The organism is Sorangium sp. So ce693 (assembly GCF_051521375.1).
In the GTDB taxonomy this organism is placed as follows: Bacteria; Myxococcota_A; Polyangia; order Polyangiales; family Polyangiaceae; genus Sorangium; species Sorangium atrum.
Genome location: NZ_CP150347.1, coordinates 5,124,219 through 5,139,436 on the forward strand (window position 1 = coordinate 5,124,219; position 15,218 = coordinate 5,139,436).

At 71.3% G+C, this 15,218-nt stretch carries 10 protein-coding genes; 4 read left to right on the top strand and 6 right to left on the bottom strand.

Going from position 1 to position 15,218, the window contains the following annotated elements:
* Positions 1-5 precede the first annotated feature (5 nt).
* The 4 genes from WMF14_RS19155 to WMF14_RS19170 form a co-directional block, all read right to left on the bottom strand.
* A complete protein-coding gene (locus tag WMF14_RS19155; RefSeq protein ID WP_437802849.1) occupies positions 6-443 on the bottom strand; it encodes an NADAR family protein in 438 nt (145 codons plus the stop codon).
* Between the two features lie 75 nt (positions 444-518).
* The gene (locus WMF14_RS19160; protein ID WP_437802851.1) at positions 519-1,694 is read right to left on the bottom strand and encodes a sugar ABC transporter substrate-binding protein; all 1,176 of its coding nucleotides are present in this window, start codon (positions 1,692-1,694) and stop codon (positions 519-521) included.
* Between the two features lie 371 nt (positions 1,695-2,065).
* On the bottom strand, positions 2,066-3,508 hold the full coding sequence (locus WMF14_RS19165) for a DUF1552 domain-containing protein (protein ID WP_437802853.1): 1,443 nt from the start codon (positions 3,506-3,508) through the stop codon (positions 2,066-2,068).
* Positions 3,508-5,142 carry a DUF1592 domain-containing protein gene (locus WMF14_RS19170; protein WP_437802855.1) on the bottom strand — a complete coding sequence of 545 codons (1,635 nt, stop codon included), beginning with the start codon at positions 5,140-5,142 and terminating at the stop codon, positions 3,508-3,510. The genes WMF14_RS19165 and WMF14_RS19170 overlap by 1 nt, the downstream gene beginning before the upstream one ends.
* Between WMF14_RS19170 and WMF14_RS19175 the strand changes: the two genes are divergently transcribed.
* From WMF14_RS19175 to minE, 3 genes are all read left to right on the top strand, one after another.
* Positions 5,141-5,383, top strand: a complete 243-nt coding sequence (locus WMF14_RS19175; protein WP_437802857.1) for a hypothetical protein — start codon at positions 5,141-5,143, stop codon at positions 5,381-5,383. The genes WMF14_RS19170 and WMF14_RS19175 overlap by 2 nt on opposite strands.
* A gap of 236 nt (positions 5,384-5,619) precedes the next feature.
* The gene (gene minD / locus WMF14_RS19180) at positions 5,620-6,447 is read left to right on the top strand and encodes a septum site-determining protein MinD (RefSeq protein WP_437746851.1); all 828 of its coding nucleotides are present in this window, start codon (positions 5,620-5,622) and stop codon (positions 6,445-6,447) included.
* A 12-nt stretch (positions 6,448-6,459) separates the two neighbouring features.
* Entirely contained in the window at positions 6,460-6,774 is a 315-nt protein-coding gene (minE, locus tag WMF14_RS19185; protein WP_437330091.1) for a cell division topological specificity factor MinE, read from the top strand.
* A gap of 8 nt (positions 6,775-6,782) precedes the next feature.
* On the opposite strand, the gene WMF14_RS19190 is transcribed toward minE, so the two are convergent.
* Both WMF14_RS19190 and WMF14_RS19195 read right to left on the bottom strand, forming a co-directional pair.
* Positions 6,783-7,706 carry an SWIM zinc finger family protein gene (locus WMF14_RS19190; protein WP_437802859.1) on the bottom strand — a complete coding sequence of 308 codons (924 nt, stop codon included), beginning with the start codon at positions 7,704-7,706 and terminating at the stop codon, positions 6,783-6,785.
* Entirely contained in the window at positions 7,703-10,924 is a 3,222-nt protein-coding gene (locus tag WMF14_RS19195; RefSeq protein WP_437802861.1) for a DEAD/DEAH box helicase, read from the bottom strand. Before WMF14_RS19195 ends, WMF14_RS19190 begins: the two co-directional genes overlap by 4 nt.
* Positions 10,925-11,458: 534 nt before the next feature.
* Between WMF14_RS19195 and WMF14_RS19200 the strand changes: the two genes are divergently transcribed.
* Complete coding sequence (locus WMF14_RS19200; RefSeq protein ID WP_437802863.1) at positions 11,459-14,833, top strand: kelch repeat-containing protein; 3,375 nt, start codon at positions 11,459-11,461, stop codon at positions 14,831-14,833.
* Positions 14,834-15,218 lie beyond the last annotated feature (385 nt).

The following is a 15,218-nucleotide window of genomic DNA, read 5'->3' on the forward strand; positions in this document are numbered from 1 at the left end:
ACGCGTCAGCGGCGCAGCTGCGCGCGCACCTCCATCAGGATGATGCCCAGCATGTTCCGCCCGCTCCCGTCGCCGCCGTCGGCCCAGTAGGCGTCGTTCGCGGTGTGCTCGACGAGCTCCGCGTCCCCGGTGTCGAGCAGGGCGCGCCGGAGATCCTCGTGCTGGGTGAACTTCGCCAGCACCACCTCGCGCATGACATCGTCTTTGACCTGCTCCCAGTCGGGGCGCAGCGGGCGGCTCCGCTGCCGGCCCATGCGGGCCGCCTCGCCGGGGCCAGAGGCGTTGCGGATCGCCTCCTCGTGCTCGGTGCCGGGGAACTTCTGGGCCTGGAAGTAGTGCTCGCTCGTCGGCCACACCTTGCCTTTGAGCGTGACCGGGTGGAGAGAGAAGTTGGAGAAGAACCCGTGAGCGTCGCCGGAGCGATAGAAGCGGATGACGGTCATGGGCCCAGTCTACCCCACGGCCCCCGCGGCACCGGGGAGGAACCTCGCCGCGAGCCCGCCGCCATCGCGGCGCCGCTACTGGATCGAGCCGATCTGGTCGAGGAAGTCGTTGTAGTCCTGGACCTTGTTCGCGGGGACCACGTCGACGCCGAGGTTGACCCGGTGCTCGTCGGGCATCTGGTTCTCGTCTGTCATCAGCGGGCGAAGGATCTCCTTCGTCGCATCGAGGCCGATGTGCTGGATGCCATAGAGAATGTAGGGCACGAGGTACCCCTCATAGTACTGACGCTGGACGACCGTGGCCTTGATGCGCTTCTTCTGCATGTATTCGACGGTCTTCGAATCGAAGTCGAACGCGACGATGGGGATGTCCGGCCTGTTGGCGGCTTCTGCGGCCATCACGCAGCGATACGAGATGTTGAACACGCCGATCATGCCCACGACGGGCGGGTCCGCGTTCAGGATCTGGGTCTTCATCTGATCGACGTCAAAGCCTTCCTGGCCGTTGATGAAGACGGCCTGGACCACCTGGGTCGTGTAGCCGGCCGCCCCGAGCGCCTCCAGGACGCCGAACGTTCGCTGGGACCCGTCGTACCATTGCGTTGACGTGTCGCCGTGGACCACCACCGTGCCTGGCGGGGGGGGCAATTCCCCGATCCTGGAATCGAGGAGAGCCTGCGCCGCCCTGGCGCCGGCGGACTTCTGTATGGCGCCGACGTAGAGCGTGCGCCCCGAGTCCTTCAGGTCGGTGTCGAACGTCACCACGTGGAGCCCCTGCGCCGCGGCCTCATTGATGGAGGCCTCGTTGAGGAAATCGTAGGGCGATATGCCGATGCCCTGGGCGCCATCCTCTATCGCGTTCGCGATCTGTTGATTCTGGAGGTTCTGCGACGCCGCGCCGTCGTCCGTGGTCATCTGCGTGCTGGGGCCGAGCACGTTCCCCACGGCCTCGAGCTCGCCCATGGCTCGGTTGGCGCCGGTGGCGATCGGCTCGAAGAAGGTGGAGAGGTGCTTCAAGAGGACCACCACCTGGATCGGCTTGAGCCCGCTCTGGTTGATCGCGCCGATGAGGTGGTCGACGGTATCCTCGAGCTGCGTTGGCGTGAACTCGGTGATCGGGCTCCGCTCTCGCTTGATCAGCGCGATCTCCTCGGTCGGCTTGTCCGACTGGGCGGCGTCCTCTGCCGCGCACGCCGCCGTCATCAGCATGAGCCCGAGGGCCGTCATCCAGCATCGTCCCGTCATCTTCATGACATTCCCTCCTCGGCGGCCGGCGAGCACGACGCCGAGATCTGGGACGCGAGTCCCACAAGCGTCCTGGTCTCCGTACAGCGGAGCCGACATCTGCGATAAACGAGCACCATGTCGGTTCGACGGGCGCATTGCAACGTCGTGGGCGTCCTGAAACCCATGTTTGCAATTTTGAGATACGACGTCGACGAAGTGACTGTCAATAGGCACGGAAAATCGCCGATGAGGAGTGGCGTGAGGGCGAGGTGGGAGCTCTCGGCTGAAGGCGCCGCGCGCAGGGGCGCCATGAAAGCGCGATTACACACCTCGCCTCGCGCCGACGGCGCGCCTCGGCCAGCGCGCCGCCCGTCGAGGAAGGAGGTGGAGAATGCTTACGTGAGCTCGCTGAGCGCGCCCGTGGTGAGCGCCGGGTCGGGCTGGGAGCCGAACGACTCGATCTCGACGCCGAACGCCTGGGCGATCGACACGAGGATCCGGCTGTTCGTGACGGGCGTGAACGTGGCGTCGCTCTCGCCGCACCACGGCGCGTCGGCAGGGCAGTCCGCCCTGAGCTTGATGCGCCGGCCCATCCTGAACTTCCCGTTCGCCCCGCCCGCCAGCAGCGTCGGCACGTTGCGCTTGCTGTGCTGGGCGGGGTTCCCCATGTCGCTCGACGCGTAGATCAGCGTGCTGTCGAGGGCGCCGAGCTGGTCGAGCCGCTGCATGAGGCGCGCGATCTTCGAGTAGCTGTACCGGTTGAACCTCGCGAGCGGCACCCAGGTTTCCGGGTTGCCAGCGCCGGGGCGGCCGTCGTTGCCGACCGGCGAGGCGTCGTACGTGTGCGCGACCGATCCGTGGTTGTCCGTCGGCAGCCCGAGCGGGTTGTTCGCGTAGGACAGGTCGTTCATGAACAGCGTGGCGAAGCGCGTGATGCCGCAGGCGAGCGCCTGCGCCAGGAGGTCGACGTGCGCGTCGGTGATGGCGTCGAAGTAGGGCTCGCCGCCGTTGTACTGCTTCACCGACGGGAACTTCGACGCGTCGGGCTGGGGCGGCACGACGCACGCCGGTCCGCCGGCCGAGGGCGCGTCGTACTGCTTCTCCAGCTCGCGGAGCGACGTCAGGTGCTGGTCGAGCTTCTGCTGCTCGGCGGGCGCGAGGCGCGTGCGCAGGCGGTTGATGTCGCCCTTCACGAAGTCGATGACGCTCTGGCCGAGCTCGCGCTGCCGGGCCGCGCGGGCCTGGGCCTCGGGGTCGTCGCCCACGACGAGGCCCGCGAACAGCAGGTTGAACGCCTCCACCGGGTGGATGATCTTCGGCAGCGGCGCGCCGCCCGCGCCGAAGGACAGCGTCTGCCCGGACTCGGTCCCGTCCATGCCCACCCCGAGCGCGACGCTCGTGATGCGCGTGTCCGCGCCGAGGCCCCTCTCCACGGCGAGGTACTGGTCGAGCGAGAGGTTGAGCGGCTTCTTCCCGTCGATGCGGCTGCCGGTCAGCATCGTGCCGGCCGAGTCGTGCCCGTTGGCGTTCGACAGGTGGTCGATGCCCTCGACGACGAGGATCTTGTCCTTGAAGCTCCGGCCGTAGGTCGCCGGGTCATCGAACGGCTGGAGAGAGCAGTTCTCGTACGCGATGTCGAAGCTCGTCTCCGTGTCCCCCGCGCGCATGGCCCAGTACTCGGCGGCGATGCCGTGGGGGTGATAGACGGCGACGAACTTGAGCGGCAGCTCCTCGCCGCCCGCCTGGGCGACGGAGTCCGCGAGCATGTTGACGAAGGGAAGCGTCGCGAGGCTCGCCCCCACGGCGCGAAGGAACGTACGGCGGGTCGACCGGCGCATCACTGGGGCCTCCGATGGCTGAAGAGACTGCTCTTGACGTAGGTGATCAGCGTTTCGACGAGCTTGCCCTGCTCTGCCTCAGGGACGGCCTGCCATGCCTTCAAGAACGACTCCTCGCTCTCCGCGGCGGCCTTGCCGCTGCGGCCCACCGAGGCGCGGAACACGTTGCGGGCGAAGCACGAGCGCACCGTCGGGCTCGTGGACAGGGCCTGCGCGAGGGCGTTGCTGTCGGCGTACGCACCGTCGAAATCGGCGCTGATCGCGACGGTGACCGCGCTATCGACGTCGGTCCCGTTGTCCTTCTCGCGGACCTTGCCCATGCCGTCGAACCGCTCGAACGAGAACCCGATCGGATCGATGCTGTTGTGGCACCCCTTGCACTCGGCGTCGGTGGAGTGGATCTCGAAGCGTTGCCGCGTCGTCTTGCTCGGATCGGGCACCGGCGGGACGACGTTGATGTTCAGCTCGGTGGGCGACGGGATGTCGACGCAGGCGACGCGGCGCAGGACGGTCACCCCGCGCAGCACGGGCGCTGTCTCCGTGGCGTGCGCATACACGGAGAGGAACGCGCCCTGGTTGAGGATCCCACGCCGATCGGAGAACGACACGCGCCCTATGCCGGTGCCGTACACCTTCGAGAGCGGCTCATCGACGATGCTCCAGTCGGCGCCCAGGAGCTCGCCGACCGTCCCGGTGGAGTTCGTCAGGACCTCCGTGACGAAGTCCTCCGTCTCGCGCTCCATCGACGCCCTGGCGCCGGCGAAGTCGCCGTAGACGTTCGAGTCCTTCGCCGTCATCGCGATCCGGTCGACGCCGAGCCACTCGCGGACGACCCGCACGACGCGCTCGCGCGCCGCCGACGTCTGGAGCAGCCGGCGCACCTCGGCCTCCCGGCCCTCGGGGGTCGACAGCGCGCCCGCGGCGGCGGCCTCCATCAGCGCATCATCGGGCGGACCAGCGGTGATGAGGTAGGAGAGGGAGCTCGCCAGCTCATGCTGAGTCAGCGTCACCGCATCTCCGCCGGATCCATCGCCGATCTCGGTCAGGTAGAGAAAGCCCGGCGACTGCAGGACCGCGCGCGCGACGAGCTCGATGCCGTCCGCGTAGGTCGCGCCCTTCGCGCCGACCTGATAGACGGCGAGCAGCGCGTCGGCCTCCGCCGCGTCGAGCGGGCGGCGGTAGGCGCGCCCGCCGAACGACGTGATGAACGCCCTGGCGCAGCTCTCCGCCTGCGTCCCCGGATCGGCGCAGGGCGCGAGCTCCGCGACCTTGCCCTTCACCTCGGCCGCGAGCGCCTCCGCCGCGGCGGCGAGCTGCTTCGCCAGCACGGGATCGACGCGCTGCGCGTCGTTGACCGTGAAGCCGTCTTGACGGGAATCCGGCGCAAAGCCCTCGCTCGGGTTGGTGGTGGTCCCCGTCAGCGCGCGCGCCGAGGCGGCGTACTCGGCGTTGGTGAGCCGGCGGATGCGCGCTGGGAGGAGGCTCGCGCTCTCCGTCCCATCGGGCAGCGTGACGCCGCCTCCGCTCGTCCCGGCAGCGTCGGGATCTCCTACGTCTCCCGTGCAGCCGGCGACCGCTGCCAGCGCCATCGCCAGCATGGTCCCGTAAGAATGATAACCAAGTGATCGACCCATGGTTCACTTTATGCGCGCAAGCGCTCGCGACCGCAACCACTCGTGCTCTCCCGGCGCGCCTGCGAACCAGCCCACGCGACGCCGGGACAATCGCTCTCACGACGTCGATCTGCTGACCTTCGACGAAATCGTGCTTGAGGTGATGAACAAGGAAGTGAGCCGCCACGTAGTCCAGTTCGTCGAGTCGCCGCGCGCCCGGCGCGCGCGCGCACTCGCCGCCGCCAGGCGCACCTACATGTAGGTAATTTGGATCCAGATCGCAGGCCGGGGTACGCTGCAAGTTTCGTCGCGAAAAAGTTGTTCGTTCGGTTCGCGATGACGTACCCAGTCGAGCGCGTCCCCGGCCTCAATGGAATCGGGCGGGCGCCGAGCCCCCATCACGTCGACGCCGCCCCCTCAACGCCGGGAGGCGGGCATCCGCGCGGGCTCGGCCGTAGGACAGGCCACGTCTCTCGAACCATCTCAAGGAGGTTTCTGGTGTCAAAGGTAGTCGTCGTCACCTCGGGCAAAGGCGGAGTCGGCAAGACCACCACGACCGCAAACCTCGCGTCCGGCCTCGCGGCCGTCGGTTGCAAGACGATCGCCATCGATTTCGACGTGGGGCTCCGCAACCTCGATCTCGTGATGGGGTGCGAGCGGCGCGTGGTCTACGATCTCGTCAACGTGATCCGCGGAGAGGCGACGCTCCGTCAGGCGGTGATCCGCGACAAGAGGCTCGATTCGCTGTACGTGCTCCCCGCGTCGCAGACGCGGGACAAGGACGCCCTCACGCTCGACGGCGTCGGGCGCATCCTCGACGAGCTGCGGGGCGCGGGCTTCGAGTACATCTTCTGCGACTCGCCGGCGGGGATCGAGTGGGGCGCGCAGATGGCGATGTATTTCGCCGACGAGGCGATCGTGGTGACGAACCCCGAGGTCTCCTCGGTGCGGGACTCGGATCGCGTGCTCGGCCTCCTGGACGCGAAGACCCGCAGGGCGGAGCTCGGCGAGGAGGCGGTGAAGACGCACCTCCTGCTCACGCGGTACGCGCCGGCGCGCGTCGCCAAGGGCGAGATGCTGGCGCACCAGGACGTGCTGGAGCTCCTCGGCATCCCGCTGCTCGGCGTGATCCCGGAGTCGCCGGCGGTGCTCCAGGCGTCGAACGCCGGGACGCCCGTGGTCCTCGATCCGACGAGCGACGCGGCGCAGGCCTACCTCGACGTGGTCCAGCGCTTCCTTGGCGCGGAGCGCCCCCACCGCTTCCTGGAGCCGGCCAAGAAGGGGTTCTTCAGCCGGATTTTTGGCGGCCAGGCGGCGACCGTCTGAGGGAGTTCTGCCATGTCGATCATGGACTATTTCCGTAAGTCGCAGCCGAAGTCGGCCAGCGTGGCGAAGGAGCGTCTGCAGATCATCGTGGCGCGCGAGCGCGTGCGCCCGACGGGCGAACCGGACTACCTGCCGCGGCTCAAGCAGGAGCTGCTCCAGGTGATCTCGAAGTACGAGCGGATCGACCTGGACCAGGTGAGCGTGAACGTCGAGCGGAGCGGCGATTGCGACGTGCTCGAGCTGAACGTCGTGCTCTCCGAGTCGGAGAAGGCGGCGGTGCGCGCCGCGGCGACCCGGGCGAGCGCCCCGGCCGCGCGGAACTGCTGACGCGCGCCTCAGCCGCGCCCTCGCGCCCGTGGCGCGCCCTCCGCCATCGCGATCTCCCGCGCCCGCTCCGACGCCGCCCGGAGGAGCGGTCCGAAGAGATCCGCCGGAGAGCGCTCCTCGGTCCAGCCTGGCGGCGCGCCGAGCTGCGACAGGAGCGCCGCGTGGGCCGCGGGTGGGTCCAGCGCCACGTCGAGCGCCGGCGGCGCCTCGCGCCAGGCGTCGTAGTCTTTCGCCGCCATCTTGCCGGGCGTCACCGTCGCGATCGCCGGCGCCTCACCGGCGCAGGGGGCGCCTTTGCCGGCGCCCGCCCGCCTGGCGCGCGCGGGAGCGCCCCGCGCGGCGCGGATCGCCTCGATCACCTGCTCGCGCGTGCGCCCGCGCAGCTCGAACAGCAGGAAGGGGTCCTTGTCGAACGCCTCCCCGAGCACGTAGTGCGTCGCCGCGACGTGCTTGCAGGGGTTCGCGGCGTCGGGGCACGAGCAGGCCGTGGTCAGGTCCTCAGGCCGCTCCGGGAACAAGCTCGTCCCGGCGCTCTGGAACGCGGTCTCGATCTCCTCCGGCATCTGTCCCGCGAGGAGCGCCGCCGCGAAGCTCGCCCGCTTCGCCATGGCGGCGATCGCCTTCGCCCAGGTGGCGTCGTCGAGGCGCGCGATCGTGAGGATCACCTTGTACGGCCTCGGCTGCGAGCCGGTCACGCGCGCGGTCACGAGGCCGGGCTTCACCGTGAGATCGTGCGTCCTGCCCGCGCGCGCGTACGTGCGCCCGCGCGCAAGGCGGCCCGCGTCGTCCGGCGCCATCCGCTCCAGCGCCTCCAGCCAGCGCTTGCCCCACCAGGTCGTGCCGGCCCGCTTCATCCGGATGCCTCGCGCCGGCGGCGGCGGCTTCGGCCCGGCCTCCCGGTGGAACGACGCCCATCGCGCCGGCGGGCTCATGTGGGCGCTCCTCCCCGCGCTCGGTTCACCCGAGGCCCCGCGCCCGCCCGCCGGCTCTCGGCGCGGCGCACCTGCCGCGCGCGCGGTGAATCGCCGCGGCCGCCTTCGTGCGCGCCGCGCTCGCCTTCCGGCACGCCGCGCCCGTCCAGCGCGTCGCCGCGCTCCTTCGCAGGGTCCGGCTCCGGCTCCTCGCGATCGTCCAGCTCGCCCGCGCCGGTCACGGCGTCCCTCGACAGCGCGAACAGCTCGCGCAGCGCCGCGTCGTCGAGCTCGGTGATCCACGCCTCGCCCTGGCTGACCACCTGCGCCGCCAGATCGCGCTTCTGCTCCAGCATCCGGTCGACCTTCTCCTCCACGGTGCCCGCGCAGACGAGCTTGTGGACCTGCACCGCGCGCCGCTGCCCGATCCGGTGCGCGCGGTCCGTCGCCTGATCCTCGACCGCGGGGTTCCACCAGCGATCGAAGTGGAACACGTGGCTCGCCGCCGTCAGGTTGAGCCCCGCGCCGCCGGCCTTCAGCGAGAGGACGAACACGCGCGGCCCCCGCGGATCGTCCTGGAACCGCCGCACCATCTCGTCGCGCGCGAGCCTCGGCGTGCCGCCGTGCAGGAAGAGGACCTCCGTGTCGAGCGAGGGCGCGAGGTGCCGGACGAGCCGGTCGCCCATCTCGCGGAACTGCGTGAACACGAGCGCGCGATCGCCCGCCGCGAGCGCCTCCTCGAGCATCTCGGTGAGCCGCGCGAGCTTGCCTGACCGGCCCGCGAGCGGCCCCGCCTCCCCGAGGCACTGCGCCGGGTGGTTGCAGATCTGCTTGAGCACCGTCAGCAGCGAGAGCACGAGCCCGCGCCGCTCGATGCCCTCGGCCTCCTCGATGCGGCGCATCGCCTCGTCGAGCGCCGCCTGGTAGAGCGTCACCTGCTCGCGCGTGAGCGTGCAGAAGACCCTGGCCTCGTCCTTCGGCGGAAGGTCCTGAAGCACGGCGGGATCGTTCTTGATGCGTCGCAACAGGAACGGCCCGGCGACGCGCCGGAGCCGCTCTGCGGCCTTCCGGTCGCCGTAGCGCTCGATGGGCACCGCGTAGGCGCGCCGGAACGCCTCGAGCGGGCCGAGCAGTCCGGGGTTCGCGAACTCGAGGATCGACCAGAGCTCGGCGAGGCGGTTCTCGACGGGCGTTCCGGTCATTGCGACGCGGTGCGGGGCGCGGAGCGCGCGCGCGGCGCGGGCGGTGCGCGACGAGGCGTTCTTGATGTTCTGCGCCTCGTCCAGCACGACGGCCGCCCAGTCGACGGCGGCGAGCGCCGCGGCGTCGCGGCGGAGCAGGCCGTACGTGGTCAGGACGAGCCCGCCGCCCGCGCGACGCGCGCCGCCGTCGCTTCCCTGGACGGGCCGCTCGCTCGCGCCGGAGGCCCGCGACGCGAGCTCCTCGGCCGAGCGGGCGCGCCCCTCGCCGTAGTGCCGCACGAGGGGCAGGGCAGGGGCGAACCGCGCCGCCTCCCGCTCCCAGTTGCCGACGACCGACGTCGGGGCGACGAGCAGCGTCGGGCGCGTGTCCTCGGGCGCCGCCGCCCGCCGGCCGACAAGGAACGCGAGCAGCTGGACGGTCTTGCCCAGGCCCATGTCGTCGGCGAGGCAGGCGCCCAGGCCGAGGCTCGCCATCGTCTGCAGCCAGGCGACGCCGCGCGCCTGGTACGGGCGCAGCGTCCCCACGAACCCCGCGGGCGGCGCGGCGGCGCGCTCGGCGCCCGAGCGGAGCCGCTCCATCGCGCGCGCGAGCGCGCCCTCGGCGACCACGGGGACCGCCAGGCCGTCGACGTGGGTCTCGCCGGCGAGCGCGCCCTCCAGCGCCTCGCGCGCGGAGATGCGACCGCCGCCGGCCTCGAGGCGCCGCGCTATCTCGGCGAGCTGCTCGGGGACCACGACCACCCAGGCTCCGCGGTGCCGGACAAGCGGCGATTTCTGCCGCGCGAGGGCGGCGAGCTCGCGCGCGGAGAGCGCCTCGTCGCCGAGCGCCGCTTCCCACACGAAATCGAGCGCCTCGTCGAGGCCGAGCCCGGCGCTGCCCGCGACGACGCCGGCGGTGCGGCGCGCCGCGCCGACGCGCATGCGAAGGCGCAGGCGGCGCTGCCCCGAGGCCAGGAGCTCGCCCGGCACGACCACGCCGAACCCGGCCTCGCCCAGCGCCGGCGCGGCCTGCGCGAGGAAGGCCCACGCCTCCGCGGGGTCGAGGTCCACGCGCTCCGGCCGCGCCTCGCCGAGGGCCCGGGCGATCGGCGCGAAGAGCCGCGCCGCGGCGCCGAGCGCGCCGAGGAGGACCTCCTCGGCGTCGGAGAAGGCGCGCCCGAGCGCCTTCAGCGTGCGCCCCTGGGTCTTCCACACGTCGGCGGCGGGCACGAGCAGGCTGGCATCGTCGGTCGCCTGCAGCAGGAAGCGGAGCACGAAGCCGCGGTCGCCCTGGGGCAGCTCCAGCCGGAAGCAGGCGCGCAGCGCGTCGCAGGCGCCGAGCGCGGGCCGGATCCATGCGTCGAGATCGGCCACGAGCGCGCGCTCGGCGAGCCCTTCCGCGGCGAAGGCGCGCTGCGGACCCGTCAGGGCAAGCACCAGCCGATGCTCCCACGGGGCGTGCGCGGGGCGCGGCGCGCGCGCCGGGCGATCGGTGGCGCCGCCGCGCGCGAGCGCGTCGGCCGCGGCGTCCAGGAAGGCACGCAGCAGGGCCTCGGCGGACCAGACCTCCGCGGCGCGGGGCCCGCGGGGGCGCCCGCGGCCCTCGTGAGCGGGGGCGGCCTGCGCGCCCGCTGGCACCGCGTGCGCGGCCGGCGGCATGGCCCGGGCGAGCACCGCGACGCGCGCGGCGTCCTCCGGGGCGGCGAGCGACACCGCCCAGCGGGCCTCCGTGCGCCCCCCTGCGGCGCCGGCCGGCACCACGCGCGGCACGACCCGCTCGCGCACCACGAGATCGAGGGCGAGCTTGCTCGCCAGGCTCCACGCGGCGACGGACGGCGGAGCTCGCCCGAGGTCGTCCTGGGCCATGCTGGCGAGCGCGGACAGGCCGTCCAGGAGCGCCGCGGCCTCTCCGGTCTTCCTCACGGCCCGGCCCGCCTCGGAGACCACGACCGCCTCCGCCGGGGTCGTTGCGCCGAGCGACCGGGCCGCGAGCCGATCCACGGCCGTGTCATCCCAGAGGAAGAAGCGGAGATCGTCGGGCAGAAAGACGAGCGGCATCGACGCACAGATCCATTGCACAGCCGGCGACGGCGAAAAGGGGGCTTCACGCGTCGTGAGCCAAAAAAGCGATGGGCCGGACGGGAGCACTCCGGCTGAATCACGGGTGTGGCCCATTGCCTGTCATGGCTGCGAATTGCCAGAATTTGTTTGAAACCTCTGATCGGGAGGGTTGGAGAACATCTCATGGAAAAAGATCGTGGCTCGAGGGAATGGACCTCGCAGCATGCTGCGCTGGGAGCATGGCGAGCTCGAGCGGTCGGTTGACGCCGAGCGCGTGCAGGGGCGCCGTGCGAGAGGCAGGCCGCCGCGTGGTCCGCTTCGGCGGCCCGCTCGCCGTGCCCGTCAGGCTCGCGGCATCCGTCTCGTGGTCGTGGACGCGCTTGAAGGCACACCGCCGGGTCGCGCGGAATGCTTCGTCGACATAATTCAAAGACGCTGGCATGGGCCTTACGCCCGTTGGCCCCGACGTTGTTCCAGGAGCTGAACGTCGAGTGACCGGGAGGCATCAGAGGGCGGCGAAGGAGAAACTGAATGCGAACGAGCTGGTACCTGGGCGTTGCCCTGGCCTGCGCGGCGGTGGTGTTGCCAGCGGGAGATGTCTGGGCCGATGGAACGCCGTCCTGGGAGCGCTTGCCCCCGATGATCACCCCGCGCAGCGGGCATACGGCCACGTTGCTCCAGGATGGCCGGGTGCTCGTGGCGGGGGGCCACGGCAGCGACGGGACCGTGCTCCTCCGGGACGTCGAGGTCTACGGCCCGGCGAGCAAGACGTGGACGCCCGCAGCGCCGCTCCGCAGCCCGCTCCGCGACGTCGCCGCGACGGCCGTCCTGCCGAGCGGGCTGGCCCTCTCGACGGACGGCGAGCATGTCGAGGTCTATTCTCCCGAGCTCGATCTGTGGAGCGCGGCGGCGCCCCTGACTCCGGCGCTCACTGCGCCCCGCGCCGTGACCCTCCCGAGCGGCAAGCTGTTGATGCTCGGCCGCGCGTCGGGCGCCCTCGCGGGCAGCATCTATGATGACGCCGCGGGCACGTGGACGCCCATCCGGTCGCTGAGCGGCATGACCGCCACGAGCGCGACGTTGCTCCGCGACGGCCGCGTGCTCGCGGCGGGCATCGGCCGCGGCAACATCTACGATCCAGAGACCGATTCCTGGACACCGGCCTCCGGGTATCTCGGCGGGGCCATGCAGTACCCCGCGACGCGGCTCGCCAGCGGCGACGTCCTCTTCGTGGGCGGATATCCGTTCGCGAACCCGCACCCCTCGCAGCTTTACCTCCCCGAGGAGAACCTCTGGGTCGCGATCCCGGGGCATGACCCGTTCTATTACCCGTATCCTGAATGCTACCCGCCCGAGGACTACGACATGGGCCTGGGCGTCTCGCTGCTTCCCAGCGGAAGCGTCCTCCTGACAGGAGGCATGGTGACGTACCGCTGCGGAATCCAGGACGAAAATGGCGCCTACTTGAGCGAGTGGCGCTACAGCGAGTTCAGCGCCGCGCTGGAGCTGTATGATCCGGCGAAGGCTTTCTGGGTACCCCTCGAGGTGGAGCCGCCGGAGACGATGGCGCGCGGGTATCACACGGCGACGAGCCTCGACGACGGCAGCGTCCTGATCGCCGGCGGGCTCGTCGCGTCCGGCTCGCCCGGCGGCGTGCCGGTGCCGACGGGCGCCGCCCTGCTGTTCCACGAGCGCGCGCCGCTCGGCGCGGCCTGCCAGGCCGGCGGCGACTGCGCGAGCGGCTTCTGCGCGGATTCGGTCTGCTGCGATGCGGCCTGCGCCGGTCCGTGCGACGCGTGCGCGGCCTCGGCGGGCGCCACGAAGGACGGCGCCTGCACGCCGATCTCGGGCACGCCCTGCGACGACACGGGCGCGTGCCTCAAGGGGGGCGTCTGCGAGGCGGGGACCTGCGCCGGTGGCGCCCCTGCGCCCGACGGAACCCCGTGCGACGACGCGGAGGTGTGCTCCGCGACGAGCACGTGCGAGGGGGGCGCCTGCGTCGGAGCGAGCCCGGCGAGCTGCCAGCCGCCGGACGGCTGTCACGAGGCTCCCGCATGCGATGCTGCGCTCGGGTGCTCGGGGCCCGCGCCCGAGAAGCCGGACGGCGCGCGCTGCGATGTCGCGGGGACGCCGGATGCCTGGCAGACCGCGGCGCGGATGCCGGACGAGATGAAGAGCGCGGGCATCGCCGCGGTGCTGGAGGACGGCACGGTGCTGGTGGTCGGGGTGGAGAGCAGCTCCCCCGTGCGCTGGAGGTGGATGCGCTACGACCCGAGCATGGACCAATGGCAGCTCATCGGGGGGGCTCCGCAGGTGCGGTCGATCGTGCACACCACGCTGCTGCATGACGGCACGGTCCTCGTGATCAGCGACGATCGCGTGGACCGGTTCAACCCGGCCACGGGAGCATGGGTGCAGGCCGCGTCCATGCTCCGGAAGCACAGTATCGGCACGGCGACGCTGCTCCAGGACGGCAGGGTGCTCGTCGCGGCCGGCAGCGACGAATCCGCGGAGGTGTATGACCCCACCACGAACGTCTGGACCCTCGTCGCGCCCCTGAATGTGCGGCGATTCCAGCACAGGGCGACGCTGCTCCAGGACGGCAGGGTGCTCGTCACGGGCGGCGGCAACCAATCGGCGAGCGCGGAGGTGTATGACCCGGCGGCCGACGTCTGGACGCCTGTGGCTTCGATGAGCCAGGCACGCACGTCGCATGCGGCCACGCTGCTCCAGGATGGCAGGGTGCTCGTGGTGGGGAGAAGCCACGATGGCGTAGCCCTCACGACAGCCGAGCTCTATGATCCGGAGAGCGACACCTGGGCGCCAGCGGCGGAGATGGCCGCCCGGCGGTATTATGTCAATGCGACGGTGCTCCTTGCCGACGGCAGGGTGCTCGTGGCGGGTGAGCTGGAAGGCCCGTATTCGCTCGATTATACGGTTGAACTTTACGATCCGGCGAGGGACATCTGGTCGCCTGGGCCAGCCTTGAACATCCCGCTCACCCATGGCGCGGTGGCGCGGCTGAATGATGGCCGCGTTCTGATGGCGGGCGGCTCGCTCGGCAGTGTGTACTACCCGTCCCCCCTCGTGCACTTCTATGTTCCTGGGCAGGGCCCGAGCACAGGGGTGTGCCAGGCTGGCGTATGCTTGCCGGGCGCAGGCGGAGAGGGTGGCGCCGGCGGCAGCGGCGGTGATCCCAGCGGTGCCGGCGGCGGCAGTGGTGATGCCAGCGGTGCTGGTGGTAGCGGAGGTGATGTCAGCGGTGCCGGCGGCAGCGGCGTTGATCCCAGCGGCACCGGCGGCAGCGGCGTTGATCCCAGCGGCACCGGCGGCAGCGGCGTTGATCCCAGCGGCACCGGCGGTGATGTCAGCGGCAGCGGCAGCAGCGGCGATGCTACCAGCGGTGCAGGCGGCAGCGGCGTTGATCCCAGCGGCAGCGGCGGTGGCGCGAGCAGCACCGGCGGCAGCGGCGATGCTACCAGCGGTGCGGGCGGCAGCGGCGGTGATGCCAGCGGTGCAGGCGGCAGCGGGGGTGATGTCAGCGGAAGTGGCGCGAATGGCAGCGGCGCAGGCGGCAGCGGCGATACTACCAGCGGCGCAGACGGCAGCGGCGATGCTACCAGCGGTGCCGGCGGCAGCGGGGGCGATGCCAGCGGTGCTGGCGGCAGCGACGACACCACGAGCACGAGCGCAGGCTCAATCAGCGGGACGGGCGAAGGGGGTAGCGCCGGTGACACCGGCGCGCAGAGCGGCGTCGGCGGCGGCTCGCCAGGCGGCGGCAGCGGTGGTTGGCATTGCCAGATGGGGCCCGGAATCCAGGGTACACCCACATGGCTCGTCCTCGTCGGGGGGCTAGCTGCCCTGCGCGTGCGCCGGCGCTCCGCGAGGATCCGCGGCGCTGCGTGAGCCGCTCGCGCAGCTCGACGTGACGCCGGTCGATCCCGGCGAGCGAATTCCAAATACGATCACGGATCCCACGAAGTTCTACGCGCAACCGACCGGTCCCTCGCTGGACCACGTCATCGCACGACAGCTCAGCCCGCAAGGCACCCCGTTGCCCTTGAACACGGCTGGTCAGAACGAAAACCCTCAGGCGGCGATCTCCTACTCGGTCCCTGTGACCCTCTTCAGGGGCGTCAACGCGTCGCAGGCCTTCAGCAGCCTCACGGGCCTCTTCGAGCCGGGGAAGCCGACGTCTCCGGACACCCGATCTCACGACCGGCAACAGCGAGATCACGTGTTCCGACGGCACTTCGGACCAGGTCGACGCGATCTCCCAAGAAACGGGGAC

Excerpts from the sequence above, each read along its gene's own strand:
- WMF14_RS19165 (WP_437802853.1), bottom strand. The coding sequence starts at position 3,508 with ATGCGCCGGTCGACCCGCCGTACGTTCCTTCGCGCCGTGGGGGCGAGC.
- WMF14_RS19155 (WP_437802849.1), bottom strand. The coding sequence starts at position 443 with ATGACCGTCATCCGCTTCTATCGCTCCGGCGACGCTCACGGGTTCTTC.
- WMF14_RS19160 (WP_437802851.1), bottom strand. The coding sequence starts at position 1,694 with ATGAAGATGACGGGACGATGCTGGATGACGGCCCTCGGGCTCATGCTG.
- WMF14_RS19170 (WP_437802855.1), bottom strand. The coding sequence starts at position 5,142 with ATGGGTCGATCACTTGGTTATCATTCTTACGGGACCATGCTGGCGATG.
- WMF14_RS19200 (WP_437802863.1), top strand. The coding sequence starts at position 11,459 with ATGCGAACGAGCTGGTACCTGGGCGTTGCCCTGGCCTGCGCGGCGGTG.
- WMF14_RS19195 (WP_437802861.1), bottom strand. The coding sequence starts at position 10,924 with ATGCCGCTCGTCTTTCTGCCCGACGATCTCCGCTTCTTCCTCTGGGAT.
- WMF14_RS19175 (WP_437802857.1), top strand. The coding sequence starts at position 5,141 with ATGGTTCACTTTATGCGCGCAAGCGCTCGCGACCGCAACCACTCGTGC.
- minE (WP_437330091.1), top strand. The coding sequence starts at position 6,460 with ATGTCGATCATGGACTATTTCCGTAAGTCGCAGCCGAAGTCGGCCAGC.
- WMF14_RS19190 (WP_437802859.1), bottom strand. The coding sequence starts at position 7,706 with ATGAGCCCGCCGGCGCGATGGGCGTCGTTCCACCGGGAGGCCGGGCCG.